Below are 24,774 nucleotides of genomic sequence, written 5' to 3'. Positions count from 1 at the left end.
GGGTACGGGCCGTGGCGGGCGCCGGGGAGCACGGGGCCGGGGGACACCTACGGCTAGGCCGCGTCCCCGCCGGCTGTCCGCGGACACGAACGGTCCGCTGCGCGGGTCCCGGGGCCGCCCCGGACCCCGTGCCTCGAACGCCGGCCGGGCTGAAGAACCGGCTCCGTTCCGCACCCCGCGCCTCGAACGGCGGCGGGGCTTCTTGCACCCCGGCGGGGCTGTTCCGGGTGGCGTCCCTCACGGTAGCCGGAGGTTGACAGGCCGAAGCGCTGGATGCCCGTGTGAGCCTCTTTGAGCCCCTTCCCGGATGTGGGGAGTCGGAGAGAGGAGGTTCAGGGCGGCACATGCGGACTCAGGTACCGGCAAACCCCCATTCATGTCGGTGGTACCGGTAGACTGAAGCAAATCCCGCCCGCTTGCGGGATCCCGCTGACAAACGCTGACAACGCAGATCGACGCAGCCGCTCCTGCTTGCATGCCTGCTGGCCCGGAGTTCGGCCTGTGCTGTGCCAGAAAGGGCGCTTCGTGGCCGATTCCGGCAACCCCAACGACAAGAACGAGTCCACCGCCGACGGCGAGGCCGCCGAGGCAGGTGGGTCTTCGTATACCGGCAGCAACATCCAGGTCCTGGAGGGCCTGGACGCGGTCCGCAAGCGGCCCGGTATGTACATCGGATCCACCGGCGAGCGTGGTCTGCACCACCTCGTCTACGAGGTCGTCGACAACTCCGTCGACGAGGCCCTGGCCGGCCACGCGGACACCATCGACGTGACGATCCTGGCCGACGGGGGGGTCAAGGTCGTCGACAACGGCCGCGGCATCCCGGTCGACATCGTCCCGTCCGAGGGCAAGCCGGCCGTCGAGGTCGTCCTGACCGTCCTGCACGCCGGCGGCAAGTTCGGCGGCGGCGGCTACGCCGTCTCCGGCGGTCTGCACGGCGTCGGCGTCTCCGTCGTGAACGCGCTGTCGACGCGGGTCGCGGTCGAGGTCCGGCGTGACGGCTACCGCTGGACCCAGGACTACAAGCTCGGTGCCCCGACCGCCGCCCTGGCGAAGAACGAGGAGACCGACCAGACCGGTACCTCGGTCACCTTCTGGGCCGACGGTGACATCTTCGAGACGACCGAGTACTCCTTCGAGACGCTGTCGCGGCGCTTCCAGGAGATGGCCTTCCTCAACAAGGGCCTCACCCTTTCGCTGACGGACGAGCGCGAGTCGGCGAAGGCCACGGTGGGCGCCGACGACCCGGACGCGGACGTCGCCGAGCCCGCGGCGCGCACGGTGAAGTACTACTACGAGGGCGGCATCGTCGACTTCGTGAAGTACCTCAACTCGCGCAAGGGCGAGCTCATCCACCCGACCGTCATCGACGTCGAGGCCGAGGACAAGGAGCGGATGCTCTCGGTCGAGATCGCGATGCAGTGGAACTCGCAGTACACGGAGGGCGTCTACTCCTTCGCGAACACGATCCACACGCACGAGGGCGGTACGCACGAGGAGGGCTTCCGTGCGGCGCTGACGGGTCTCGTCAACCGCTACGCGCGCGAGAAGAAGCTCCTGCGCGAGAAGGACGACAACCTCGCCGGCGAGGACGTCCGCGAGGGTCTGACCGCGATCATCTCGGTCAAGCTCGGCGAGCCCCAGTTCGAGGGCCAGACGAAGACCAAGCTGGGCAACACGGAGGCCAAGACCTTCGTGCAGAAGGTCGTCCACGAGCACCTGAACGACTGGTTCGACCGCAACCCGGTCGAGGCCGCGGACATCATCCGCAAGTCGATCCAGGCGGCCACGGCGCGCGTCGCGGCCCGCAAGGCCCGTGACCTCACCCGTCGCAAGGGTCTGCTGGAGAGCGCCTCGCTGCCGGGCAAGCTGTCCGACTGCCAGTCGAACGACCCGACCAAGTGCGAGATCTTCATCGTCGAGGGCGACTCGGCCGGCGGCTCCGCGAAGTCCGGCCGCAACCCGATGTACCAGGCCATCCTGCCGATCCGCGGCAAGATCCTGAACGTCGAGAAGGCCCGTATCGACAAGATCCTCCAGAACACCGAGGTCCAGGCGCTGATCAGTGCCTTCGGCACCGGCGTGCACGAGGACTTCGACATCGAGAAGCTCCGCTATCACAAGATCATCCTGATGGCGGACGCCGACGTCGACGGGCAGCACATCAACACCCTGCTGCTGACCTTCCTCTTCCGCTTCATGCGGCCGCTGGTCGAGGCCGGTCACGTGTACCTGTCCCGCCCGCCGCTCTACAAGATCAAGTGGGGCCGGGACGACTTCGAGTACGCGTACTCGGACCGCGAGCGCGACGCGCTGGTGGAGCTCGGCAAGCAGAACGGCAAGCGGATCAAGGAAGACTCGATCCAGCGCTTCAAGGGTCTGGGCGAGATGAACGCCGAGGAGCTGCGCGTCACCACCATGGACGTGGACCACCGCGTCCTCGGCCAGGTCACGCTGGACGACGCGGCGCAGGCCGACGACCTGTTCTCGGTGCTGATGGGCGAGGACGTCGAGGCGCGGCGCTCCTTCATCCAGCGCAACGCCAAGGACGTCCGCTTCCTCGACATCTGAGTCGGCTCTGATGGCCGCCTGAAAGGACTTCTGACCAGCAATGGCCGACGAAACCACCCCTACCGCAGAGAACTCCGCGGAGGAGCAGCCCGTGATGCGCATCGAGCCCGTCGGGCTCGAGACGGAGATGCAGCGCTCCTACCTCGACTACGCGATGTCCGTCATCGTCTCGCGCGCCCTGCCGGACGTGCGCGACGGCCTCAAGCCGGTGCACCGCCGCGTGCTGTACGCGATGTACGACGGCGGCTACCGGCCCGAGAAGGGCTTCTACAAGTGCGCCCGCGTCGTCGGCGACGTCATGGGCACCTACCACCCGCACGGTGACAGCTCGATCTACGACGCCCTGGTCCGCCTGGCCCAGCCGTGGTCGATGCGCATGCCGCTGGTGGACAGCAACGGCAACTTCGGCTCCCCGGGCAACGACCCGGCGGCGGCGATGCGCTACACCGAGTGCAAGCTGATGCCGCAGGCCATGGAGATGCTCCGGGACATCGACGAGGAGACCGTCGACTTCCAGGACAACTACGACGGCCGCAACCAGGAGCCGACGGTCCTTCCGGCGCGCTTCCCGAACCTGCTGGTCAACGGCAGCGCCGGCATCGCGGTCGGCATGGCGACCAACATCCCGCCGCACAACCTGCGCGAGGTCGCGGCCGGTGCGCAGTGGGCGCTGGAGCACCCGCAGGCCACGCACGAGGAGCTCCAGGACGCGCTCATCGAGCGGATCAAGGGCCCCGACTTCCCGTCGGGCGCCCTGGTCGTGGGCCGCAAGGGCATCGAGGAGGCGTACCGGACCGGTCGCGGCTCCATCACGATGCGCGCGGTGGTGGAGGTCGAGGAGATCCAGAACCGCCAGTGCCTGGTGGTCACGGAGCTCCCGTACCAGACCAACCCCGACAACCTCGCGCAGAAGATCGCGGACCTGGTGAAGGACGGCAAGGTCGGCGGCATCGCCGACGTCCGTGACGAGACCTCGTCGCGGACCGGCCAGCGCCTGGTGATCGTGCTCAAGCGGGACGCCGTCGCCAAGGTCGTGCTGAACAACCTCTACAAGCACACCGATCTGCAGACGAACTTCGGCGCGAACATGCTGGCGCTGGTGGACGGCGTGCCGCGCACGCTGTCGATCGACGCCTTCATCCGCCACTGGGTGACGCACCAGATCGAGGTCATCGTCCGGCGCACCCGCTTCCGCCTGCGCAAGGCGGAGGAGCGCGCCCACATCCTGCGCGGTCTGCTCAAGGCGCTGGACGCGATCGACGAGGTCATCGCGCTGATCCGGCGCAGCAACACGGTCGAGATCGCGCGCGAGGGCCTGATGGGCCTCCTGGAGATCGACGAGATCCAGGCGAACGCGATCCTGGAGATGCAGCTGCGCCGCCTCGCGGCGCTGGAGCGCCAGAAGATCGTCGCCGAGCACGACGAGCTCCAGGCCAAGATCAACGAGTACAACGCGATCCTGGCCTCGGAGGAGCGTCAGCGCTCCATCGTGAGCGAGGAACTGGCGGCCATCGTCGAGAAGTTCGGCGACGACCGGCGTTCCAAGCTGGTGCCCTTCGACGGTGACATGTCCATCGAGGACCTGATCGCCGAAGAGGACATCGTCGTCACGATCACGCACGGCGGCTACGTCAAGCGCACCAAGACCGAGGACTACCGCTCGCAGAAGCGCGGCGGCAAGGGCGTGCGCGGCACGAAGCTGAAGCAGGACGACCTGGTCGACCACTTCTTCGTCTCCACCACGCACCACTGGCTGCTGTTCTTCACGAACAAGGGCCGGGTCTACCGGTCCAAGGCGTACGAGCTCCCGGACGCCGGCCGCGACGCCCGCGGGCAGCACGTGGCGAACCTGCTGGCCTTCCAGCCGGACGAGAAGATCGCGCAGATCCTCGCCATCCGCGACTACGAGGCGGCGCCCTACCTGATCCTGGCCACCAAGGGCGGCCTCGTGAAGAAGACGGCGCTCAAGGACTACGACTCGCCCCGTTCGGGTGGTGTGATCGCGATCAACCTCCGGGAGACGGAGGACGGCAGCGACGACGAGCTGATCGGCGCCGAGCTGGTGTCCGCCGAGGACGACCTGCTGCTGATCAGCAAGAAGGCGCAGTCGATCCGCTTCACGGCGACCGACGACGCGCTGCGCCCGATGGGCCGCGCCACTTCGGGCGTGAAGGGCATGAGTTTCCGCGAAGGTGACGAACTGCTCTCCATGAGCGTGGTGAGGCCGGGTACGTTCGTCTTCACCGCGACCGACGGCGGCTACGCCAAGCGGACGCCGGTGGACGAGTACCGCGTCCAGGGTCGTGGTGGTCTGGGCATCAAGGCCGCGAAGATCGTGGAGGACCGCGGGTCGCTCGTCGGGGCGCTCGTGGTGGATGAAACGGACGAGATTCTCGCCATCACGCTCAGCGGTGGTGTGATTCGTACGCGCGTCAACGAAGTCAGGGAGACCGGCCGTGACACCATGGGCGTCCAGCTGATCAACCTGGGCAAGCGCGATGCCGTGGTCGGCATCGCCCGCAACGCCGAGGCCGGTCAGGAAGCTGACGAGGTCGAGGCCGACGAGAACGAAACCGAGGTGGCCGACGGACCGGCCGCCGAGGCCGCCGAGGGCACGCAGCCTTCGGCCGGGGAGCACGAGGAGTAAGTCGTGAGTGGAGCCACGGGCGCCGGACCGGCCAAGACTGGGGCGAACGGTGCCCGTGGCCCCGCCGCGGACTCCCAAGGTGGCGACGCCACCTCCGAGGGCAGGGGGATCGCCGTGACGGACACCCGAGGGCCGCAGCCGACGGCCGGCGCGGAAGCCGGCCAGGACCGGCCCGCACCGCCGCCGTACCAGCCGCCGCAGGCCTACGCGGCGCCCCCGGGCGCCGGCACGCCGCGGGCGAACGGGGGCCCCGCCGCACAGCGCAAGCCGCGTCCGGGGATCCGTACGGCGCCCAGGACGCGCAAGGCGCGGCTGCGGGTGGCCAAGGCCGACCCGTGGTCGGTGATGAAGGTCAGCTTCCTGCTGTCGATCGCGCTGGGCATCTGCACGATCGTGGCGGCGGCGGTGCTGTGGATGGTCATGGACGCGATGGGCGTCTTCTCGACCGTCGGCGGCACGATCAGCGAGGCGACCGGCTCGAACGAGAGCAACGGCTTCGACCTCCAGTCGTTCCTGTCGCTGCCGCGCGTGCTGACCTTCACGTCGGTGATCGCGGTGATCGACGTGGTGCTGGCGACGGCACTGGCCACGCTGGGCGCTTTCATCTACAACCTGTCGGCGGGCTTCGTCGGCGGTGTGGAGCTGACGCTCGCCGAGGACGAGTAGGCCTTCGCGGATGGGCCTGCAAGGGGTCGGATGACCTGCGCAGACGCCCGGTCGGAACGGATTTTGGCCTGACCGGGTCTGTGCGCTAATCTTCAGGAGTCAGCGCGCAGCGCGGATGGGGCTATAGCTCAGTTGGTTAGAGCGCATCCCTGATAAGGATGAGGCCACAGGTTCAAATCCTGTTAGCCCCACAGTGTCGAAGACCCCCAGGCCAAGGCCTGGGGGTCTTCGTCGTAAGGCCAGTTGGTGGGTCGGCAGGTCACCGATCGGTATCGGTCGGTGTGTATTGTTGGCTGCCAGAAGTCCCCTACGTCAACGAAAGACGAGGTCGCGCGGTGAAGAAGCTGCTCCTGGTCGCACTGGCCGCCATCGGCGGGCTCCTCGTGTACCGCCAGATCCAGGCGGACCGCGCCGAGCAGGACCTGTGGACGGAGGCAACTGACTCCGTGCCTTCTGGTTCCGGTGTGTGAGACCCAAGGCTGATCCCATGAAGCCCCGGCTGCCGCTGCGGCCGGGGCTTTGTGCTGTTCTGTGACGAAAACTTACGTTATGCAAAGATTTGGCTTGCGCTAGCAAACTCGGGGTGGGCGTGATGGATCGGGTACGGACGACGGTGCGGCTGGGAGCCGTGGTGGGGGCGGCGGCCCTGGGCCTGACGGCCGCCCTGCCGGCGGCCGCCCGCGCGGAGGGGACGCAGCCGCAGCCGGTCCCGACGTACCGGGCCGCGGACGGCGCGAAGGCGATCGAGGGCAAGCCCTCCACCGCGGACGCCCCGCAGATCGAGCCCGGGAACGTCTACAAGGACACCCTCGGCCCCGGGGACCGCGTGTACCGGCTCGTCCTGGACAAGGACGAGTCGAACGTCTACGTCTCCGCCGTGGTCCGGCCCGCACCGGGCGCGAAGGTCTCCGGCGGCGACGGCATCGAGGTGGAGATCATGACCACCGCCGGGAGCTCCTGCCGGGACAGCGCCGGCCGGGCGAACTTCGGCTACGACCCCTACCCCATCGGCGCGGCCGGCGTCCGGTGGGGCGCCGAGGACGAGGAGTGCGCGCCCGCCGGCGTGTACTACGCCAAGGTCACCCGCACGTCGGCCAAGGGCTACGACCAGAGCCCCTGGCCGCTGGAGATCAAGGTCCAGCGGGAACCGGGGCGCGGCCCGGGCGCTCCCACCACCGCGCCCAGCAGCTGGCCCTCGGGGACCCCCGCCCTGCCGGGGACCGAGGCGGTGGCCCGCACCGGGGGCACCGGCTTCAACGACGCCCGCGCCCTGGGCGCCGGCGTGTGGCGCGACGAGATGCGGCCCGGCCAGACCCGCTACTACCGGGTCCCGCTGGACTGGGGACAGCAGCTGGGGATCGGCGCCGAACTCGCCGCCGCCCGGATGACCAAGACGTACGGCTCCGCCTCGGGCGGGCTCACCGTCGCGCTCTACAGCCCGTACCGGGGCCTGATCTCCGACAAGGACGTCTCCTACGACGGCAAGCAGGCCGGGATCATCCTGGGCAAGACCGCTCCCGTCGTCTACGAGAACCGCTTCGCCAGCGACCAGGCCGTGCAGTCCGTGGCGGTCGCGGGCTGGTACTACATCGCGGTGACGATGGGCTCGAAGGTCGCCGACTTCACCGAGGACGCGGTCCCGGTGCCGCTGACCCTGCGGCTGGACGTCGACGGCACCCCGACCAAGGCGCCCGCGTACAAGGGGAGTCCGGCCGCGGGCGGCTTCGGGGTCGGCGAGCAGGACCGGACCGCCGCCGAGGAGGGGCTGACCGCCCCGGAGGCCGCGGAGGCCGCCGACAAGCGCTCCGTGATGCGGGTCGTGGCCGGGGCCGGCTTCGGCACCGGGACGGTGCTGCTGCTCGTGCTGGGCGGCTGGACCCTGCTCGGGCGGCGGGGGCGCGGTCCTACATCTGCGTGAGGGCCCAGACGCCGACGGCGAAGCAGAGCAGCGCCGCGGCGAGGAGCGAGGCCACCGCCTTCGCCGGAGGCGGGGCGATGCCGCCGGCCGCCCGGACCGGCGGGGCGGCGGAGGCCGTCGGCGACGGCACGGTCGCCGGTGAGGGCGCGCCCGCCGGGGCAGGCGGCGGCAGGTGGAAGCTGCCCGTCTGCGAGGGCCCGTAGGCGGCCACCTGGGCCGGTACGGCCGGGTACGGGGCCGTGGGCAGGGCCGGGGCGGTCGCGGCCGTCGAGGGGGCTCCTGCCGTCGTCGCCGTACCGCGCGGATCGGCAGGGGCGGGCTCCGCGGCCTGCGTCACGGAGGCGGACGCGCCGGGCGGCACCACGCCGGCGGTGGGCGCGTGCGGGGTCACCGCCGCCGTGGCGAGGGGGCCCTGCGGGCCGAAACCGGGCGGGAGCGGGCCGAGTTGGTCGAACACCTCCGGCGGACCCTCGTCCGGCGCGGACGGCGGCAGCAGTTCCACGGCCTCGGCAAGGGCCTTGCGCGCCCCTGTGGCCGTTCGGAACCGGCTCTGGGGGTCCGGCTGCAGGAGGCCGGCGAGGACGTCCCAGAGCGGGGCGGGAACGCCCTGCGGAGCGCCCGGGGTGCCGTGGGCCAGGAAGTGCTCGACGAGGCCCTGGGAATCGGGCTTGGCGCCCTGGAGGAGGTACAGGGCGACCAGTCCGACGGCGAAGAGGTCGGCGGGGAAGTCGGGTTCGGCGCCCAGCAGCTGCTCGGGGGCGAAGTAGCCGGGGGTGCCGACCACGTAGTCGGTCTCGGTCAGCCGGGGCTCGCCCTTGCGCATGGAGATGCCGAAGTCGGACAGCCGCAGGTGCGGCCGCCCGGTTCCGGTGGCCTCCATCAGGATGTTGGCCGGTTTGATGTCGCGGTGGACCACGCCTTCCGCGTGCACCGCGGCCAGCCCCGACAGGAGCTGGTCGAGCAGCAGGCACACGAAGCGGGGCGGCAGGGGGCCGTAGTCCCCGATCACGTGGCCGAGGGAGCCGCCGCCCACCAGGTCCATGGTGAAGAGGACCTTGTCGTCGTCGGCCGCCCAGCTGGCGGGAGCGAGCACGTGCGGGTGGTCGATCCGCAGGGCCTGTTCCCGCACGAAGCGCAGCAGGGTGTGGGCGTCGCTCTGCAGGAGGACCTTCGCGGCGACGTAGCGGCGACGGCGGTGGTCCCAGGCCCGCCACACGGCACCCGCGCCACCGCGCCCGATCGGATCGATCAGCTCGTACCGACCGGCGAAGATCTCACCCATCGCTGTGCCCGTCCCCCGTCACCCGTCGTCCGCCCTCGTGCCGTCAGTTCTGGTGGGCCTCGTAGTGGGCGACCGCGTCCGCGGTGCGGCCCGCGCCGTACACCCGGAGGAACTCTGCCAGTTCCGGGTGGCTGGGGGCGAGGGTGTTCGCCGCGTCGATGATGTCGCCGGCCGCGGAGACCGAGCGCAGCAGCGACTGGATCTCGCGGACGACCCGCTTGACCGTGGGCGCGCCCGAGCTGATGGTGGTCTGGCCGCTGTTGCTCAGGACGGATCCTCCCTGGGTCTTCTTGATCTCGTCCATCCGGTCGGTGGCCTCCCCGGCGCTGACGCTTCCGTCGGCCACCTGGCCGGCGAGATCCTGGAGGGCCTGGACGCGCTGCACCACGGCCGGGTTCCCGATCTTGGCGCGCTGGCCGCTCATCAGCTGGGACAGCATGGGCGCCGACAGACCGAGGACGGCAGCGAGGCGGGCCTGGTTCAAACCGAGGTCATCTATGAGCCGGCGAAAGAGCGCTCCCAGCGGCTCCCCGTACCAACTGCGCTGAAGCTCTCTGGCTCTGGCCGTGGCCTCTTGCTGTACTGCGTCCACTCTTACTACTCCCCTTCGCTGGTGCGAACCTCGCGAGCATCTTACGGAGAGTGGTCGCACGACGGGAGTCCCTATCATTTTGCGAGATGAGGGGGTACACCCGGTACTCTGTTCTGCGGAACGACCCCCTGTCGCGCGTGGGACGGGTGCGTCCAGTTCCATGGGGCCTTAGCTCAGTTGGTAGAGCGCTGCCTTTGCAAGGCAGATGTCAGGAGTTCGAATCTCCTAGGCTCCACCCATTGAATGCCCTCTGACCTGCGGAAACGCAGGCTCGGAGGGCATTTTTCGTGCCCGCTGCCGGGCGCGTCCGCCCACCGGGACCCGGAGATCCCCCCCGATCCCGGCCGGGGACGGTTGACCTGAACCGCGGTTCAACTCCTAGCGTGCTGACCAGTCGAACAGTCGTCGGATCCGCCGACCTCATGGGGGAAGAGCCGTGCCCGAGAAGCACCTGCGCATCGCCGTCGTCATCGCCAGTGTCCGGGAGGGACGGTTCGGGCCGGTCGTCTCGCGCTGGTTCGTCGAGCAGCTGAACGGGCACACCGACGTGGAGGTGGACACGATCGACCTCGCCGAGGTGGACCTGCCCATGGTCCTCCCGGGGTTCGGCGCCCAGCCGGCGGGCGAGACCGCCGTGACCGCGGAGGCGGTGCGCGGGCGGCTCGCGGCGGCCGACGCCTTCGTCGTCGTCACCCCCGAGTACAACCACAGCTTCCCGGCCTCGGTGAAGAACCTCATCGACTGGTACAACGCCGAATGGCACGCCAAGCCCGTCGGCTTCGTCTCGTACGGCGGGCTGTCCGGCGGTCTGCGCGCCGTCGAGCAACTCCGCCCCGTCTTCGCGGAGGTCCACTCCGTCACCATCCGGGACACCGTCAGCTTCCACAACGCCTGGTCGCAGTTCGACGCGGAGGGCACGCCGACCGACGCGGAGGCGTGCGGCAGCGCGGCCAAGCTGATGATCGAGCGCCTACGCTGGTGGGCGGTGGCGCTCCGCGAGGCGCGCGCCACCAGCCCGTACGCGGCGTGACGGTCAGGAACGGGTGAGCCGGCGCGGGTCCCCGCCCCCGGGGCCCGCGCCACCGCCCTTCCCGCCCGTGGCTCCGTCGGGATTGGCCAGGAGGCAGCCGCTGAACGACATGCAGCCGCAGCCGGTGCACTCCTCCAGCCGGTCCCGCAGCTCCTCCAGGCGCCCGAGCCGGGCGTCGAGCTCCTTCCGCCAGCACCGCGAGATCCGCGCCCAGTCCTCCGCCGTGGGCGTCCGGCCCCCCGGGAGGAGTCCCAGCACGGCCTGCACCTCCGACAGCGGGATGCCCAGCTGCTGCGACATCCGGATGAAGGTGACCCGGCGCAGTACGTCCCGCGGGTAGCGGCGCTGGTTGCCCAGGGTCCGCTCGCTGGCGATGAGGCCGCGGCGCTCGTAGAAGCGGAGCGTGGAGGCCGGAACACCGCTGCGCGCGGCGAGTTCGCCGATGGTGAGGGGGGCGGGCTTCGGAGCGGAACCGGTCGGCGGCGAGCCGGCCGTGCGCGTCACCGGGGCGTCCGTCCGGCGGCGTGGAACGTCCGTTCCACGTCCTGGGCCCAGTAGTACGTGCGGCCCGCGCGCTTGTCCCGGCGCCACTGGTTCTCGCTGGCGAGCCGGTACACCGTCCCGGAGGGGACGCCCCGCAGGTGGGCCACCTCGGCGGGGCTGAGCCACTCCGAGGCGCGCCGGGCGCCTCCCGCGCGGCCCGTGCCCTCCGTGCCGCCCGGTGCGTCCGGCCGGCTCCCGGCGCCGAGCCGGCGGCCGAGGCGCGTCCACTCCGCCGCGGGCCAGCGGTGCGCGGGGGCCGCGGTGCACACGATGTCCGAAAGGGCGGCGCCGTCGCCGGTGTGGACCCGCGCGACCAGGCTGCCGGCGCAGTCGGGTTCGGCGCACGCGCCGATCTCCAGCCGGCGGACCGACTCCGGCTCGATGAGCCGGCGGGCGGCGTGGACCAGCCGGTTCAGCTCACCGCTCGCGTCGGCGGCCGTCTCGTGCGAGGCCAGCCAGGTGACGTGCAGGCGCAGGAAGCCGGCGAGCGCCGTGACCGTGCGGGACGGGGTCGCGAGCCGGCGCTCGTGCGCCACCAGGCCGCCCCACGATCCGAGCACCGAGAGGATCGAAGCCCGCACCTCGGCGGCCCGGGTGTTGAGGCGGATGCCGGGCACCGGACCGCCGGTGCCGCGGCCGCCGGCCGTCACCCCACCGGGCCGGCTGTTCTCGAGCACCGACTCGCAGGAGCGGTACAGGCCGGGGAGCCGCTCCAGGTCGGCGGCGAGGCGCTGCGCGCAGACGTGGCACAGCCGGCTCCTTCCGAGGGCGGGGCGCGGCTCGCGGGCCGCGCACCCTGCTCCGCCGCAGAGCCGTACCGCCGCTGTCCGTTCCGCGTGATGCGTGTCCATGGCCCCGACCGTAGGCAGCCCGCTCGGGCCCGGACAATGCGCGAAGTTCTAAGCTTTCACTAAGACCGGACGGTTGTACGTCCCCCGTCCGATATTGTGACGCGCCTTTCATGAATACGTGCTCAAGGCAACGGTGTGTAATATTCCGATTCAGGTTGCGAAGTGATGCAGCTCACACGAGTCGCCTTGATGGCTGATTGGGCACTCCCCTACACTCCGATTGTGCTAGCGAACGGGGGCTTGTGTGGCGCATCTATTAAAATCCGCATATGCGCGCTCTGTGCGGAAAACCGAGGAAGTTTTTCCGTGCTCACCCCTTTTCCTGTGGCATGGCGATGGGTCATGCCGTTTCCGGTGCATTCCAAGTGCAGGAATCTGGACGAGAGTGGGCCTACATGCTGATATTGGTGGTGACGAGCGACAGAGAATTCTCCGTCGAGGTGGCCAGGGATCTGAAGAGTGGTGGCCACCGGGTGGAGGAGGCGGACGGGCTCGGTGCGGTGCTCGCCCGGTCCCAGGACGTCGACGCCGTCCTCTTCGACCTCAGTTTATCCGGGACGGAAGGCTTTGAGGTGTGCCGGGCGATACGTTCCGCGTCCTCGGTGCCACTCATCGTGACCGATGTGCGCGATGACGAATTCGACCGGGTGCTGTGCTTCAAGCTCGGCGTCGACGATTTCGTCGTCCGGCCGTGCGCCATCCGGGAGCTCGTGGTCCGGCTGGAAGCGGTGGTCCGGCGCGTCGGCGACACATGGCAGCCGTGGAAGGGCGTGGCCGCGCCGAGCGAGCAGATCAGCGAACTGGGCCCGGTGCGGATCGGCCTGCGCAGCCGGGTCGTCACGGTGTACGGGCGCGAAGTTGCTCTCACCCGCAAGGAGTTCGACATCCTGGCGCTCCTCGCATCCGCCCCGGGGCGGGTCTTCACCCGGGAGGACATCATGCGGGAGGTCTGGGGTCACGACGGGGCGGGCGACACCAGGACCCTCGGTGTGCACATGGTCGGGCTCCGGCGCAAGCTGGGCATCGCGTCGCTGGTCGAGACGGTCCGCGGCATCGGATTCCGGTTGAGCGTGACGCGGCCGGCCCGCGTCGGTGCGCCGGAGGGCGGGCTGGCCGTCGAGGGCCGCAGCGCGGTGGGCCAGTGCTGAGCCGGGCCTGAGCCGGGTTCGAACAGGAGGGCGGGGGTGGCGCCGCGACGAGGCGCCACCCCCGCCCGTCCGCGTTCAGGGGCCGCTCGCCGGAACCTAGTGAAAACCTAGAAAAGAGCTGCTTGTTCTTTGCGCGGCCGCCGAAGAAGCTACTGCGTAATGTCCCGTGAATTGATTCCGTGCACGGGCCGACGGATAAGCGGAGGCGGCAGATGGCTGCGATCACGGCAGACGACAGGCAGCAGATCAAGACGATCGTCTGTGACATCCTCGAGCTGGAGGAGGATGAAATCACCGAGACGAGCCTCTTCGTGGAGGAACATGACGCCGACTCGATGCGCCTGATTGAAATCCTCTCCTCACTCGAACTTAACCTGAAAGTCACACTGGAGCAGGCCCACATGGCGCGGATGGTGAATCTGGCCGGCGTGTACGAGGTCGTTTCGGAATCCAATCGATGACCGGCTCCGAGAAAAGGCGTCCCCGCCTGGACATCATCGGCTGGTCGGCCACCTCGCCGTTCGGCATCGGGCGGGCCGCATTCGCCGAGGGGTTGCGCGAGGGCCGCGCCACCGCGGCGGCGCTCGACCACGAGCAGTGGCAGGTTCCGCCCGGGCGCGCCTGTCTCGTCCCCGACTTCGAGGTCCGCGCGGTGCTCGGCAAGAAGGGCACCCGGATGATGAACCGGGTGACCGGACTGGCCGTCGGCACGGTCGGCGACCTGCTCGCCGACATGGACCGGACGGCGCTCACCCCCGAGACCACCGGAATGGTGCTCGGCACCACCGGCGGCAGCGTGCAGAGCACCCTGGACCTGACGCGCGGCTCCCTCTCCGGAGAACGCCCCTTCCACGTGGAACCGGGCCTCATCCCGTACAGCGTGATGAACGGGGCCGCCGGGCAGGTCGCCATCTGGCACGAGCTGAAGGGTCCCAACGCCACACTGGCCGCCGGGCGTTCCGCCGCAGTGCTGGCCTTCAGCTACGCACGACGGCTGCTGCTCACCGGCCGGGCCGGGGTGGTGCTCTGCGGCGCCGCCGAGGAGTACTCGACCGCCCGCGCGTGGCTGGCCCGGCACACCGCCGACCCCGCCGCCGGCGCACCGCTCCTCGGCGAGGGCTGCGCGATGTTCGCGCTCGCCACCGCTCCGGCGGACGCCCCGCCCGCGCCGGCCTCGCTCGTCGGCGTCAAGGCCATGACGTGCAGCGACGGGGACTGGTCCGCGGTCGTACGGCGCTGCGTCGAGCAGGTGCTGCGCGACGCGGACGCCAAGCCGTCCGACGTCTGGGCGGTGAGCGCCTCGGGCGCCGCCGGCCCGGGCGGCGACGCGGAGCAGGCCGTCGCGGAGGAACTGGCCGCGGCGGGCGGCACCGAGGTGCCGGTCGCCCCTCTCGTCGGCGAGGGCCACGCGGCCTCCGCCGCGTTCCAGCTGGCCGCCGTACTGAGCCGTGCCGAGACCGACGAGCGGTCCGCCGGCCGTCTCTCCCTCGTCACCACCACCGACGAGGCGGGCACCGTCGCGGCCGCACTGCTGCGGCACCACTGAGAAGCCACCGGTCCCCCGGGGGTGTCTCGCCGATCGCGCGGGCTGGTCCCGAACCGATCGACAAGACACCCCCAGGACGTTTTCCGGTCGACGCGGGAACGAGAGAGGTCTGCACGTTGATCACCTTGGAAGCGGTCGAGTCCTATTTCCCCCCACGCACGGTCACGGTCGAGGACCGGGCGGCCGAACTCGGCCTGAGTGCCGAGCAGACGCACATGTTCCGCCGCCACTTCGGACTGGACCGCATGCGGTACGAACCGTCCCTCGGTCTCGTCGAGCAGCTGGTGCTCGCGGCCGAGCGGGCCCTCGCCGGCACCTCGCCGGCCGCCGTGCGCCACCTGGTCTTCGCCCATGCCCTGCACGGCGCCGACCAGCTGTCGCCCGACACCCTCACGGCGGTCGCCCGCCGGCTCGGTCTCGAGCACGCCAACGCCTTCGCGGTCACCCAGCAGAACTGCGCCGTGTCGATGTCCGCGGTGGACATCGCGGGCACGCTGCTCCAGGCCGAGCAGGACCCGTCCGCACGCGCACTCGTCGTCGTCGGCGACAAGCCGCGGACCCAGGAGGCCCAGCTCATCATGAACACCTGCATCGTCGCGGACGGCACCGCCGCCGCGCTCGTGGCGAACGACGGGCCCGGGGTCCCCGTCCGTTCCTTCGCCACGCGCACCCTCGGCCAGTTCTCCGACGGCGTCCTCTCCACCCCCGAGACCTTCCGGGCCGCCGCCGAGGCGCGGCCCCGGGTGCTCGCGGAGGTGATGGAGGAGGCCGTCCGGAGCGCCGGCTGCACGCTCGACGACGTCCAGTGGTTCGTCCCGCCCAGCCCCAACCTGGTGTTCTGGCAGGATGCCGTCCCGGACGAGGAGCTGCGGGCGCGCTTCTTCCTCGACAACATCCCGCGGTACAGCCACTGTCTGGCCGCCGACGTGCTGGCCAACTACACGACCCTTCGCGAGGAAAAGCGGCTGGAACCGGACCGGCCGGTCATGCTCGTCGCCATCGGCGTGGGGATGACCTTCTCCGCGATGGTCGTCGTCCCCGGGACCGAGCACGGGGCGGTGGCCCGGTGAACCTGCGCCTGCACACCGCCGTGGAGCACGTCGAGACCCCGGCCCCGGACGCACCCCCGCCGCAGCACACGGAGCTCGTGGACCGGCTGCTCGCCCGCGTACCGCAGGACCCGGACGGACCGGCCCCGGACCTGGTGGCGCTGGTCTACGCGGTGCCCGACCCCCAGGGGTACAAGACCACGGCCTCCTACCTCAACCACCGCACCGGTGGCGCCGCGCACGGCTTCGCGCTCACCGACCAGGGCGTCGGGGGACCGTTCACCGCACTCCGGGTGGCCGGCGCGTACGCCCGGACCGGCCGCTGCTCCGCGCCCCTGGTGGCCGTCGTGGAGAGCGGGGGCACGGCCGGGGCGACCGCCGCGTCCGGTGTCCTGCTCCGTCTCGACGCGGGCGCCGGCTTCGGCCTGGCCGAGACCGCCGCGGTGCCCGTGGCCCGGCTCGCCGGGGCGTGGGCGGAGCTCGTGCCCGAGCGGGGCCGGTTGCTGCTGGTCCTCGGACCCGGGACGGACCCGGGAGCCGCCCCGGCCGAGCGCACCGACGTCCGCACGGCACCGACGGACAGCTCGTGCACCGCCGTGTGGCGGCTGCTGGCGCAGGAGGCGCAAGCGTGGCGGGGCCGGTACGCGACCGTCGCGCTGTGCGCGGTCGACCCGGCCACCGGCACCGGCCACCTTGCAGTACTGCGCGACCCGGACGCATGCGAACCGCCTGCGGGCGGCACCGAGGAAGAGGGAGCTCGACATGGATGACGTGAGGGCGGCAGGCGGGCAGTGGTCCCCGAACGACCGCGTGGTGGTGACCGGCCTGGGCGTGTTCTCCAGCATCGGCGTGGGCGTGGAGGAGTTCACCGAGGGACTGCGGTCCGGGCGCAACGGGGTCTCGCCGATCACCGCCTTCGACACCACCGGCTTCGACCACGCCAACGGCTGCGAGATACGGGACTTCGACCCCGCGCCGTGGCTGCGCCGGTGGCAGAAGGAGGAGCTGGGCCGGACGGCCCAGTTCTCGGTGGCCGCGGCGCGGATGGCGGTCGCCGACGCGGGGCTGTCCGACGAGGAGCTGCGCGCCCGGCGGGTCCAGGTCGCCGTCGGCACCACGGACGGCGAATCGCAGGACCTGGACCGGCTGGCCGCCGACTGGGTCGCCGCAGGGCCGGAGACGTGGAACCCGCAGACCGCCCGGCGCGTGGGTGCCGGCCGTCTCTCGGCCGCCGTGGCCTCGGAGTTCGGCCTCACCGACAGCGAGGCCGTCACCCTGGCCACCGCCTGCTCGGCCGGCAACTACGCGATCGGCATGGGCCTGGACGCCATCAGGGTCGGCGACGCGGACATCGCCCTGTGCGGCGGCGCGGACGCCATGTGCCAGAAGTCCTTCTCGGCCTTCTACCGGCTGGGCACCATCGCCCCCGACTTCTGCCGGCCCTTCGACAAGGACCGGCAGGGCATCCTCACCGGTGAGGGCGCCGGTGTCCTCGTACTGGAGCGCCTGGAGTCGGCGCTGGCGCGCGGCGCGCGCATCCACGCCGAAGTGCTCGGGTACGGGCTGACCTGCGACGCCCACCACCCGGTGCAGCCCAACCAGTCGAGCATCGCCCGCTGCATGCAGCTGGCGCTCGACGACGCGGGCGTGGCCCCGCAGGACGTCGACCTGATCTCCGCGCACGGCACCGGCACCCGGACGAACGACGTGACCGAGTCGCGGGCCATCCGGGACGTGTACGACAGCGCCCCGCCCCGCACCGTCTCTCTCAAGTCGATGCTCGGCCACACGATGGGCGCGGCCAGCGCGCTGGCGGCGGTGGCCTGCTCGGTGGCGCTCACCGAGGGCTTCATCCCGCCGACGATCAACCACCGGGAGACGGACCCCGAGTGCGAGATCGACTGCGTCCCGAACGAGTCGGTCCCGGCGCGGCTGCGGGTGGTGCAGAACAACGGTCTGGCGTTCGCGGGCAACAACGCGATCGTCGTGCTCGGCCGCTACCCCGACCACCCGGACGCGGAGGACGGGCCGCAGTAGACCGCCCGGAGCCGCCGGGGAAGAGCGGGGAGCGGGAGCGGGGAGCGGGGACGGCGTACGAGGCTCCGTGCCCGTTTCCGTACCCGGGCCTCCGTACCCGTACGGAACAAGGACGCCATCGCGGAAAGCGAGGACAGGGTCATGTCAGAGGACTCCCGGACGTCGGAGTTCGACGCCGCGCCGCCGCCGGGGGAGCCCGCGCAAGCGCCCCCGGCGCCGCCCGGTGCACCCGAGGAGGGCAGCCGGGTCGGGTTCGGGGTGCTCGCGCTGGTGCTCGGCATCACGCTCGCCGTCCTGGACCAGGTGATCGTCGGCACCGCGCTGCCCACCATGGTCGGCGAGCTCGGGGGGCTCAGCCTCCTCCCGTGGGTCGTCACGGCCTACGGCCTCGCCACTGCGGTCACCACCCCGCTCTGGGGCAAGTTCGGCGACCTCTACGGGCGTCGCCGCACCTTCATGGCCGCGATCGTCATCTTCCTCGTCGGCTCGATGGCGGCCGGGCTCGCCCAGAACATGACGCAGCTCGTGGGCTTCCGCACCCTCCAGGGGCTCGGCGCCGGCGGTCTGTTCGTCGGTGCCTTCGGCCTCGTCGGCGATCTGGTGCGCGATCCCGCCGGCCGGATCAAGGTGCAGTCCGTGATCGGCTCGGTCATCCCCCTGGCGCTCGTCGGGGGACCGCTGCTCGGTGGCGTGCTCACCGAACACGCAGACTGGCGCTGGGCGTTCTACATCAACGTGCCCGTCGGCGCCGTCGCGCTCGCCGCCACCGCCCTCGGAGTCCCCGCCGTCGCGCGGGGGGCCAAGGCGCGCATCGACCTCGTTGGCGCGGCCCTGCTCACGGTCGCGGTCGTCGCCGTGACCCTGCTCGCCGGCTGGGCCGGTACCCGGTACGCCTGGGGCTCCTGGCAGATCGTCACCCTGGCCGTCGTCGCGGCCGCGGCCCTGGCGGTGCTCGTCCGGGTCGAGCGCCGTGCGGTCGAACCGATCCTGCCGCCCCGGCTGTTCCGCTCCGGGGACTTCAACCTCGCGCAGGTCCTCGGTCTGCTGCTGGGCGCCGGCCAGCTCGCGGTCATGGTCCACCTGCCCCTCTACCTGCAGACCGTGCAGGGCGTGTCCCCCACGATCAGCGGCCTCCTGCTGCTTCCGTTCATGGGGGGCATGATCACCGCTCAGCTCCTCGCCGCACGGCTCGTCCTGAGCAGCGGACGGATCCGCCTGCCGGCGCTCGCCGGCACCGCCACGGCCACCGGCGGACTCGCCCTGCTCACCCTCCTGGACACCGGTACGGGAGCCGCCCTCGCCGCCTCCGTCTGCGTGGTGGCCGGCTTCGGCATCGGCCTGGTGCTCCAGATCACGCTCGTCATCACCTTCGGCAGCGCCGAGGAGCGCGACATCGGCGTCGCCAGCGGTCTGCTCAACCTCTTCCGGGCCCTCGGCGGTTCGCTGGGCGTCGCGCTGCTGGGCTCCGTCTACACCGCCGTGTCCGAGGACACCCTGACGGAGCGGCTCGGAGCGGAGGAGGCCCGGGCCCTCGCCGCGTCCAGTCAGCACCTCGACCCCGAGGCGCTGCGGCGACTTCCCGACACCGCCCTCACGGCCTTCCGCGAGGCCGCGGTGGACGGGCTGCACGGCCTGGTGCTCGGCGCCTGCGCCCTGGCCGCCATCGGCTGCGCCGTGGCATGGCTGCTGCGGCCCAGGGTCCCCGTGCCCGGCGACGGCGCGGACCCGGCGGGCTCCGCCCCCGGGACGGCCACAGCGGCCGAAAGCATTTAGCGCAAACTTAGCCGGCAGCACATTGAACTTAACCGGCATTCCGAAGAATGATTTCACCAGGCTCCGGTGGTGTGTGTCCGCCGAGGCCGAGGGAAACGAGATCGCGACCGCCCCCGAGATATCACAGGCTGCTGAACGCGTGGCAGCCTGTTCTGCTTTCGGAAACCGTTTCAGGGAGTAGCCACATGGCTCAGGAAAACCGGAGGACCGCACTCGTCAGCGGCGGATCGCGGGGCATCGGACGCGCCGTGGTGCTGCGGCTCGCCCGCGACGGCCACCAGGTGGCCTTCTGTCACCAGAACCCGTCCGAGGCCGCGCGGAGCCTGGAGAAGGAGGCCGCCGAGCTGGGCCCCCGGGTCGTGGCCAGCCAGGTCGACGTCACCGATGCCGCGCAGGTACGGGCCTGGGTGCAGCGGACCGAGCAGGAACTCGGGCCGATCGACGTGGTCGTCAACTCGGCCGGTATCGTCCGCGACACCCCGCTCGTCATGATGGAGGACGGGGACTGGCGGGACGTCGTCGACGTCAATCTGACCGGCACCTTCCACGTCACCCGGGCGGCCGTCTTCGGCATGATGAAGCGGAAGTCCGGCTGCGTCGTGAACCTCTCCTCCGTCGCAGGTCTGTACGGGAATGCGACGCAGACCAACTATTCCGCCACCAAGGCCGGCATCATCGGATTCACCAAGGCCCTTTCCAAAGAGGTCGGCCGGTACGGGATCCGCGCGAATGCGGTGGCCCCCGGATTCATCGAGACCGACATGGTCTCCGGGCTTTCCGGAACGCTCCGGGAGAAGGCGCGCAAAGGCGTCGCCCTGAACCGCTTCGGCCGCGCCGAGGAGGTCGCCGACGCCGTCGCGTACCTCCTGACGGCGGAATACGTCACCGGCACCGTTCTCACGGTCGACGGAGGACTCTCGATCTGAGCCGGCGTGCCCCCGGCCCGCGCCCGCGCTTCCCCTAGGAGACCCCGATCATGCACACCACACCCCGCCCCTCGACGCACCCGGGCCCGGCAACGGCACCCGTACCCGCCCCGACGGCCACGCCGGCCGCAGACGGGAGGACCCGGTGAAGCGGCGCGTCGTCATCACCGGCATCGGCGTCCTCGCTCCCGGCGGCATCGGTGCCAAGAACTTCTGGAGCCTGCTCAGCGAGGGCCGTACCGCCACTCGCGGCATCACCTTCTTCGACCCCTCGCCGTTCCGTTCGCGAGTGGCGGCGGAGATCGACTTCGATCCCGAGGAACACGGCCTGCGGCCCCAGGAGATCCGCCGCATGGACCGCGCCGCGCAGTTCGCGGTGGTCGCCGCCCGGGAGGCGCTGGCCGACAGCGGACTGGACATGGCCGGCGGCGACCCGCACCGGACCGGCGTCTGCCTCGGCAGCGCCGTCGGCGCCACCATGGGCCTGGACCAGGAGTACCGGGTCGTCAGCGACGACGGGCGCCTGGAGCTCGTGGACCACGCCTACGCGGTGCCCCACCTGTACAACCACCTGGTGCCCAGTTCGTTCGCCGTCGAGGTCGCCTGGGCCACCGGCGCCGAAGGTCCCACCACCGTGGTGTCCACCGGGTGCACCTCCGGCCTCGACGCCGTCGGCCACGCCACCGAGCTGATCCGCGAGGGCAGTGCCGACGTGATGATCGCCGGCGCCACCGACGCGCCGATCTCGCCCATCACCATGGCCTGCTTCGACGCGATCAAGGCCACCACGCCCCGGCACGACGACCCCGCGCACGCCTCCCGGCCCTTCGACGGGACCCGCAACGGCTTCGTCCTCGGCGAAGGCTCCGCCGTCTTCGTCCTGGAGGAACTGGAGGCCGCCCGGCGCCGCGGCGCCCACATCTACGCGGAGATCGCCGGGTTCGGCTCCCGCTGCAACGCCTTCCACATGACCGGACTGCGGCCGGACGGGCGCGAGATGGCGGAGGCCATCCGGATCGCCCTCGACGAGGCCCGCCTCGACCCCGAGGCCATCGACTACGTCAACGCCCACGGCTCCGGCACCAAGCAGAACGACCGGCACGAGACGGCGGCGTTCAAGCTCAGCCTGGGCGAGCACGCCCGCCGCACCCCGGTCAGCTCCATCAAGTCGATGGTCGGGCACTCGCTCGGCGCCATCGGCTCCATCGAGATCGCGGCGTGCGCACTGGCCATGGAGTACGGCGTCGTGCCGCCGACGGCCAACCTGCACACCCCCGACCCCGAGTGCGACCTCGACTACGTCCCCCTGACCGCCCGGGAACGGCGGCTCGACAGCGTGCTCAGCGTCGGCAGCGGCTTCGGCGGCTTCCAGAGCGCCATCGTGCTCAGCCGCCCGGAGAGGAGCCCGCGATGACCACCGCCACGACGACGCCCGCCGCCGCGGGGACGCCGACGGCGGCGCACACGACCGCCGTGGTGACGGGCCTCGGCGTCGTCGCCCCCAACGGCCTCGGCACCGAAGCCTTCTGGGCGGCCACCCTCGCCGGGCAGAGCGGCATCGGACCCGTCGAGCGGTTCGACCCCGCCTCCTATCCGGCCCGCCTCGCCGGCGAGGTGAGTGACTTCGACGCCGCCGAGCACCTGCCCAGCCGGCTGCTTCCGCAGACGGACCACATGACCCGGATGGCACTGGTCGCGGCCGACTGGGCGCTCGCCGACGCCGAGGTGGACCCGGCCGGGACGGACTCCTTCGGCATGGGCGTCGTCACGGCCAGCTCGGCGGGCGGCTTCGCCTTCGGCCAGAACGAGCTGCGGGCCCTGTGGAGCCGCGGCAGCAAGTACGTCAGCGCCTACCAGTCCTTCGCCTGGTTCTACGCCGTCAACACCGGCCAGATCTCCATCCGGCACGGCATGCGCGGCCCCAGCGGCGTCCTCGTCGGCGACCAGGCGGGCGGCCTCGACGTCCTCGCCCAGGCCCGCCGGCTGATCCGGAACGGAACGCCCCTCGTCGTCTCCGGCGGCGTCGACTCCTCGATCTGCCCGTGGGGCTGGGCCGCCCTGCTCACCAGCGGCCGGCTCAGCACCGACGACGACCCGGCCACCGCCTACCGGCCGTTCCACCCCGCCGCCGCCGGGCACGTCGTCGGCGAGGGCGGGGCGCTCCTCATCGTGGAGGACGCCGCGAGCGCGGCGGCCCGCGGCGCCCGCCCCTACGGGCGGATCGCCGGTTACGGCACCACCTTCGACCCTCGGCCCGGCAGCGGCCGCGAGCCGGGGCTGCGCCGCGCGATCGACCTCGCCCTGGCCGACGCCGGCCTCGCCCCGGGGGACGTCGACGTCGTCTTCGCCGACGCCGCCGCCGTCCCCGAGCTCGACGCGACGGAGGCGGCCGCCCTGCGCGACCTCTTCGGCGTGCGAGGGGTGCCCGTCACGGCGCCCAAGACCATGACCGGCCGGCTCAACTCCGGTGCGGGGCCGCTCGACGTGGCCACGGCCCTGCTGTCCCTCCGGGACCAGGTGATCCCCCCGACCGTCCACGCGGAGGCGGACCCCGCCCTCGGCCTGGACCTCGTCACCGGTCGGCCCCGGGAGACGGCGCTGCGCACCGTGCTCGTCCTGGCGCGCGGCTACGGCGGGTTCAACTCCGCCCTCGTCGTCACTCGTGCGGACTGACGACGAAACCGGCAGTACGCCGCCGCGCGCGGTGCGGCTGCCACGTCCCGTGCGGGGAGACGTGGAGCTGTGGCTGGTCCGGACCGGCGAGCCGCCCGGTGCGGCGGAACTCGCCGGCCTGGACGCGACGGAGCGCCGGCGCGCCGCCGCGTTCCGCCGCCCGGCGCAGGCCGCGCTGTACGTCGCCGCGCACGCGGCCCTGCGGCACCTCCTGGGGGAGCGCCTCGGCGTCCTTCCCCAGGACGTGCCGCTGCGCCGCGAGGCGGGCGGGCGGCCGGTGGTGGCCGGGCAGTCCGCTGTGCACTTCTCCCTCTCGCACAGCGGGGACCTGGCCCTGGTGGGGCTCGCCGGCCGCCCGGTCGGCGTGGACGTCCAGCGCGTGCCCGGAGTGACGACGGCGGAACTGTGCGGTCGCCGTCTGCACCCGGCCGAACGGACGGAACTCCGGGCCCGGCCGCCCGCCGACCGGGCGGAGTGCTTCGCCCGGATCTGGGCGCGCAAGGAGGCGTACCTCAAGGGCCTGGGCACCGGTCTGCGACGGGCCCTGGACGCCGACTACCTGGGCGACGGCGGGCCGGGGAAGCCCCTCGGCCCCGCCGGCTGGGTGGTGCTGGACGTGCCGTGCGCACCGGGGCACGCCGCCGCGGTGGCCCTCGCCACCCCGACGGCGGCGGCCGTCCCGGCCGCGACCTGACCGGGCGGGGCCGTATCCGCGCCCGTGCCCCACGGCCCCGGGGCACCACCGGCCGTCCCCGGTCCGTACGCGGCCGTCCCCGGTCCGTACGCCGCCCGACCGCGAAGGGCGTACCCGTGTCCGTCATCGACCGAAGGAGCAACTGATGAACGCCGGCATCCTCCCGCACCTGATCCGCATCGAACGCGGCAGCCTCGACGAGGACGAGGCAGCCGCCCTCGTCACCGTCCTCCTCACCCGCAGCCAGGCGGCCACCGCGGACCCGGACGCGTCGCGCGGTCCCGGACCCGGCGACGGCGGGGCGCGCTGGGCACGGCTGGAGCGGACCCGCGGCTTCGGCGGGCCGCGCAGCTGGCAGCGACCGCGCTGAGCGGGCGCCACGGACCCGTCGGAGCGGTGGGGGACCCCCCGTCCGTCCCCGGCGCGGAGCAAGGGGCCGAGACCGTCACAGCAAACACCCGCTGAAAGGGAGCCGTCGTGCGCAAGGTGCTCATCGCCAACCGTGGCGAAATCGCTGTCCGGGTCGCCCGTGCCTGCCGGGACGCCGGGATCGGGAGCGTAGCCGTCTACGCCGATCCGGACCGGGACGCCCTGCACGTCCGCATGGCCGACGAGGCGTTCGCGCTGGGCGGTGACACCCCGGCCACCAGCTATCTGGACATGGCCAAGGTGCTCCGGGCCGCCGAGGAGTCGGGCGCGGACGCGGTCCACCCGGGCTACGGGTTCCTCTCCGAGAACGCCGACTTCGCCCAGGCCGTGATCGACGCCGGCCTGACTTGGATCGGTCCGCCGCCGCAGGCCATCCGCGACCTCGGCGACAAGGTCGCC

The 24,774-nt window shown here is 71.7% G+C and carries 23 protein-coding genes and 2 tRNA genes; 21 read left to right on the top strand and 4 right to left on the bottom strand.

The features are described from left to right. The first annotated feature begins 501 nt into the window (after positions 1-501). From gyrB to PV721_RS23870, 6 genes are all read left to right on the top strand, one after another. Positions 502-2,571, top strand: coding sequence for a DNA topoisomerase (ATP-hydrolyzing) subunit B (gene gyrB, locus PV721_RS23895; RefSeq protein ID WP_319727609.1), 2,070 nt, complete (start codon positions 502-504; stop codon positions 2,569-2,571). A 40-nt stretch (positions 2,572-2,611) separates the two neighbouring features. Further along, positions 2,612-5,218: a DNA gyrase subunit A gene (gyrA, locus tag PV721_RS23890; RefSeq protein ID WP_319727608.1), complete on the top strand. Its 2,607-nt coding sequence runs from the start codon at positions 2,612-2,614 to the stop codon at positions 5,216-5,218. A gap of 3 nt (positions 5,219-5,221) precedes the next feature. Beyond that, entirely contained in the window at positions 5,222-5,884 is a 663-nt protein-coding gene (locus PV721_RS23885; RefSeq protein ID WP_319727607.1) for a DUF3566 domain-containing protein, read from the top strand. 117 nt (positions 5,885-6,001) lie between these two features. Then, positions 6,002-6,075, top strand: a tRNA-Ile gene (locus tag PV721_RS23880). Positions 6,076-6,219: 144 nt separating this feature from the next. Then, positions 6,220-6,354: a DLW-39 family protein gene (locus tag PV721_RS23875; RefSeq protein WP_208809277.1), complete on the top strand. Its 135-nt coding sequence runs from the start codon at positions 6,220-6,222 to the stop codon at positions 6,352-6,354. 122 nt (positions 6,355-6,476) lie between these two features. Next, a complete protein-coding gene (locus PV721_RS23870) occupies positions 6,477-7,802 on the top strand; it encodes a hypothetical protein (protein ID WP_319727605.1) in 1,326 nt (441 codons plus the stop codon). Here the strand turns inward: PV721_RS23870 and PV721_RS23865 are convergent. Both PV721_RS23865 and PV721_RS23860 read right to left on the bottom strand, forming a co-directional pair. Further along, positions 7,789-9,084 carry a serine/threonine-protein kinase gene (locus PV721_RS23865; RefSeq protein ID WP_319727604.1) on the bottom strand — a complete coding sequence of 432 codons (1,296 nt, stop codon included), beginning with the start codon at positions 9,082-9,084 and terminating at the stop codon, positions 7,789-7,791. The two genes, PV721_RS23870 and PV721_RS23865, sit on opposite strands and share 14 nt — an antisense overlap. Before the next feature lie 43 nt (positions 9,085-9,127). Then, on the bottom strand, positions 9,128-9,676 hold the full coding sequence (locus tag PV721_RS23860; RefSeq protein ID WP_030707692.1) for a helix-turn-helix domain-containing protein: 549 nt from the start codon (positions 9,674-9,676) through the stop codon (positions 9,128-9,130). A gap of 162 nt (positions 9,677-9,838) precedes the next feature. Between PV721_RS23860 and PV721_RS23855 the strand changes: the two genes are divergently transcribed. Both PV721_RS23855 and PV721_RS23850 read left to right on the top strand, forming a co-directional pair. Then, positions 9,839-9,911: transfer RNA gene (locus PV721_RS23855), tRNA-Ala, on the top strand. 201 nt (positions 9,912-10,112) lie between these two features. After that, positions 10,113-10,706, top strand: a complete 594-nt coding sequence (locus PV721_RS23850; protein WP_319727602.1) for an NAD(P)H-dependent oxidoreductase — start codon at positions 10,113-10,115, stop codon at positions 10,704-10,706. A gap of 3 nt (positions 10,707-10,709) precedes the next feature. On the opposite strand, the gene soxR is transcribed toward PV721_RS23850, so the two are convergent. Together soxR and PV721_RS23840 are read right to left on the bottom strand one after the other, a co-directional pair. After that, positions 10,710-11,210, bottom strand: a complete 501-nt coding sequence (gene soxR / locus PV721_RS23845; RefSeq protein WP_319727601.1) for a redox-sensitive transcriptional activator SoxR — start codon at positions 11,208-11,210, stop codon at positions 10,710-10,712. Continuing rightward, positions 11,207-12,100, bottom strand: a complete 894-nt coding sequence (locus PV721_RS23840) for a hypothetical protein (RefSeq protein ID WP_319727599.1) — start codon at positions 12,098-12,100, stop codon at positions 11,207-11,209. The genes soxR and PV721_RS23840 overlap by 4 nt, the downstream gene beginning before the upstream one ends. 269 nt (positions 12,101-12,369) lie before the next feature. Here PV721_RS23840 and PV721_RS23835 point away from each other — a divergent pair, with 269 nt between their 5' ends. The 13 genes from PV721_RS23835 to PV721_RS23775 all read left to right on the top strand — a co-directional run. Continuing rightward, positions 12,370-13,248 (top strand): response regulator transcription factor, encoded by an 879-nt coding sequence (locus tag PV721_RS23835; RefSeq protein WP_319727598.1) that lies wholly within the window; start codon positions 12,370-12,372, stop codon positions 13,246-13,248. Positions 13,249-13,460: 212 nt separating this feature from the next. After that, entirely contained in the window at positions 13,461-13,709 is a 249-nt protein-coding gene (locus tag PV721_RS23830; protein ID WP_319727597.1) for an acyl carrier protein, read from the top strand. Next, positions 13,706-14,794, top strand: coding sequence for a beta-ketoacyl synthase N-terminal-like domain-containing protein (locus tag PV721_RS23825; protein WP_319727595.1), 1,089 nt, complete (start codon positions 13,706-13,708; stop codon positions 14,792-14,794). Before PV721_RS23830 ends, PV721_RS23825 begins: the two co-directional genes overlap by 4 nt. A gap of 116 nt (positions 14,795-14,910) precedes the next feature. Then, on the top strand, positions 14,911-15,864 hold the full coding sequence (locus PV721_RS23820; protein ID WP_319727594.1) for a ketoacyl-ACP synthase III family protein: 954 nt from the start codon (positions 14,911-14,913) through the stop codon (positions 15,862-15,864). After that, positions 15,861-16,613 carry a hypothetical protein gene (locus PV721_RS23815; protein WP_319727593.1) on the top strand — a complete coding sequence of 251 codons (753 nt, stop codon included), beginning with the start codon at positions 15,861-15,863 and terminating at the stop codon, positions 16,611-16,613. Before PV721_RS23820 ends, PV721_RS23815 begins: the two co-directional genes overlap by 4 nt. Beyond that, positions 16,606-17,880 carry a beta-ketoacyl-[acyl-carrier-protein] synthase family protein gene (locus PV721_RS23810; protein ID WP_319727592.1) on the top strand — a complete coding sequence of 425 codons (1,275 nt, stop codon included), beginning with the start codon at positions 16,606-16,608 and terminating at the stop codon, positions 17,878-17,880. Before PV721_RS23815 ends, PV721_RS23810 begins: the two co-directional genes overlap by 8 nt. A 141-nt stretch (positions 17,881-18,021) precedes the next feature. Beyond that, positions 18,022-19,653, top strand: a complete 1,632-nt coding sequence (locus tag PV721_RS23805) for an MFS transporter (RefSeq protein ID WP_319727591.1) — start codon at positions 18,022-18,024, stop codon at positions 19,651-19,653. Positions 19,654-19,838: 185 nt separating this feature from the next. Then, complete coding sequence (gene fabG / locus PV721_RS23800; RefSeq protein ID WP_319727589.1) at positions 19,839-20,579, top strand: 3-oxoacyl-ACP reductase FabG; 741 nt, start codon at positions 19,839-19,841, stop codon at positions 20,577-20,579. A 145-nt stretch (positions 20,580-20,724) separates the two neighbouring features. Beyond that, complete coding sequence (locus PV721_RS23795) at positions 20,725-21,993, top strand: beta-ketoacyl-[acyl-carrier-protein] synthase family protein (RefSeq protein ID WP_319727586.1); 1,269 nt, start codon at positions 20,725-20,727, stop codon at positions 21,991-21,993. After that, the gene (locus PV721_RS23790; protein ID WP_319727585.1) at positions 21,990-23,252 is read left to right on the top strand and encodes a ketosynthase chain-length factor; all 1,263 of its coding nucleotides are present in this window, start codon (positions 21,990-21,992) and stop codon (positions 23,250-23,252) included. Before PV721_RS23795 ends, PV721_RS23790 begins: the two co-directional genes overlap by 4 nt. A 61-nt stretch (positions 23,253-23,313) precedes the next feature. Continuing rightward, entirely contained in the window at positions 23,314-23,946 is a 633-nt protein-coding gene (locus tag PV721_RS23785) for a 4'-phosphopantetheinyl transferase family protein (RefSeq protein ID WP_319727584.1), read from the top strand. A gap of 145 nt (positions 23,947-24,091) precedes the next feature. Further along, the gene (locus PV721_RS23780; RefSeq protein WP_319727583.1) at positions 24,092-24,316 is read left to right on the top strand and encodes an acyl-CoA carboxylase subunit epsilon; all 225 of its coding nucleotides are present in this window, start codon (positions 24,092-24,094) and stop codon (positions 24,314-24,316) included. Positions 24,317-24,423: 107 nt separating this feature from the next. Beyond that, on the top strand, positions 24,424-24,774 hold a 351-nt coding region (locus PV721_RS23775), incomplete at its 3' end, for a biotin carboxylase N-terminal domain-containing protein (RefSeq protein WP_319727582.1).

Source organism: Streptomyces sp. MB09-01 (genome assembly GCF_033794505.1).
Classification (GTDB): domain Bacteria; phylum Actinomycetota; class Actinomycetes; order Streptomycetales; family Streptomycetaceae; genus Streptomyces.
Note: the sequence above shows the minus strand (reverse complement) of the source record. Positions and strands in the feature narration are given on the sequence as shown.

Bases quoted from the DNA above. Each gene is read 5' to 3' on its own strand.
- gyrA (WP_319727608.1), top strand. From the start codon at position 2,612: ATGGCCGACGAAACCACCCCTACCGCAGAGAACTCCGCGGAGGAGCAG.
- PV721_RS23870 (WP_319727605.1), top strand. From the start codon at position 6,477: ATGGATCGGGTACGGACGACGGTGCGGCTGGGAGCCGTGGTGGGGGCG.
- PV721_RS23865 (WP_319727604.1), bottom strand. From the start codon at position 9,084: ATGGGTGAGATCTTCGCCGGTCGGTACGAGCTGATCGATCCGATCGGG.
- PV721_RS23840 (WP_319727599.1), bottom strand. From the start codon at position 12,100: ATGGACACGCATCACGCGGAACGGACAGCGGCGGTACGGCTCTGCGGC.
- PV721_RS23835 (WP_319727598.1), top strand. From the start codon at position 12,370: ATGCGCGCTCTGTGCGGAAAACCGAGGAAGTTTTTCCGTGCTCACCCC.
- PV721_RS23830 (WP_319727597.1), top strand. From the start codon at position 13,461: ATGGCTGCGATCACGGCAGACGACAGGCAGCAGATCAAGACGATCGTC.
- PV721_RS23825 (WP_319727595.1), top strand. From the start codon at position 13,706: ATGACCGGCTCCGAGAAAAGGCGTCCCCGCCTGGACATCATCGGCTGG.
- PV721_RS23810 (WP_319727592.1), top strand. From the start codon at position 16,606: ATGGATGACGTGAGGGCGGCAGGCGGGCAGTGGTCCCCGAACGACCGC.
- PV721_RS23805 (WP_319727591.1), top strand. From the start codon at position 18,022: ATGTCAGAGGACTCCCGGACGTCGGAGTTCGACGCCGCGCCGCCGCCG.
- fabG (WP_319727589.1), top strand. From the start codon at position 19,839: ATGGCTCAGGAAAACCGGAGGACCGCACTCGTCAGCGGCGGATCGCGG.
- PV721_RS23790 (WP_319727585.1), top strand. From the start codon at position 21,990: ATGACCACCGCCACGACGACGCCCGCCGCCGCGGGGACGCCGACGGCG.
- PV721_RS23780 (WP_319727583.1), top strand. From the start codon at position 24,092: ATGAACGCCGGCATCCTCCCGCACCTGATCCGCATCGAACGCGGCAGC.